This is a genomic window from Pseudomonas sp. GM79, from assembly GCF_000282495.1.
Classification (GTDB): Bacteria; Pseudomonadota; Gammaproteobacteria; order Pseudomonadales; family Pseudomonadaceae; genus Aquipseudomonas.
Map to the genome: position 1 here is coordinate 1 of NZ_AKJE01000104.1, position 1,196 is coordinate 1,196.

Below are 1,196 nucleotides of genomic sequence, written 5' to 3' on the forward strand. Positions count from 1 at the left end.
CTGGCGCTGGCAATCTTGCTGGCAGCGGTCACGGGTGGGGCAGGAGCCGGGTTAATAGGGGCCACTGCGGGTACCTTTTCTGCAGGCTTTGCCAACGCGGTATTGATCGCGGTGGAAACCACGGCAGCCAACAGCGCCATCAGTAACAAAGGCAACTTGGGTGCAGTCTTAAAAGACACCTTTAGCAGCGAAAGCCTCAAAGGTTACGTGCTCTCCGGAGTGTTGGGCGGAATTGGCAGCAGCAGCCTGGGTTATGACCCAAGCAAAATTGGGTTCGACCTGAACAGCCTTGGCCAAGTCGTTCTCAAGACCGGTGCTGACACCGTGGCCCAAACCGTCCTCCAGGGTGGCAGCCTGGGCGATAACTTCGTCGATAACCTGCTGGGTGCCATCGTTAATATTGGCGGTGCTATTGCGGCCAATAAAGTTGGCAACCTGAATCTGATCGAAGGCAGTCCGACCAAGATCGCGGCTCACGCACTGGTCGGTGGCTTGAAGTCGATGGCCATGGGCGGCGACTTCAAGACGGGAGCATTGGCAGGGGGAGCTAACGAAGCACTGGTGCAGTACCTGGCGGACTTGGTGCTGCCCGAAGGCTACGATCCGAACATGCCGGGGGCCGACCAGGCTAAAGCCAACTTATTAGCGATGTCGCAGCTGCTTGGCGTACTCACAGCGGTACTTTCAGGCAGTGATCCCACTATTGCCGCGAACATCGCTGCCAATGCCACTCAATACAACTACCTGAATCATTCAGATCTTGAGCGGGCAGCAAATGAGTTGAAGGGCTGCGGGAGTGATTCCGCCTGTATAAACAAGGCGTACACCGACTATCACGAACTGAGCCGTCAGCAGGATATTGATGCGGTCGCGCAATGTGCAGCGAATCTTGCCAACTGCGGTTCCATCTCCAAGCGCGTCGCCGAAGCTGAGAAGCAAACCCAGAATCTCAAAGATATGGCCGCCTCGGCGTCGCCCGAAGCCAAAGAGATCTTTGACCTGTTGATTACGGAGAACAACGGTTTCCAGAACATGCTCGCAGGTGTTACTGCCGGGCACACGGTCAATGCGATTGCCGATACCCTTGTTCAAATGTTCGGCATCAGCCACGAGACCGCTGTTGCTGCCATCGAGAATCTTGCGACGCTCGCGACCGGGTTGAATCCGACCATCAAGTCTGTGGGGGCGGGTGGTGG

1 protein-coding gene is annotated in these 1,196 nt (G+C 56.6%); it reads left to right on the forward strand.

Going from position 1 to position 1,196, the window contains the following annotated elements; all coding sequences use genetic code 11:
- On the forward strand, positions 1 to 1,196 hold a 1,196-nt coding region (locus tag PMI36_RS04430; RefSeq protein ID WP_032830641.1), incomplete at both ends, for a DUF637 domain-containing protein.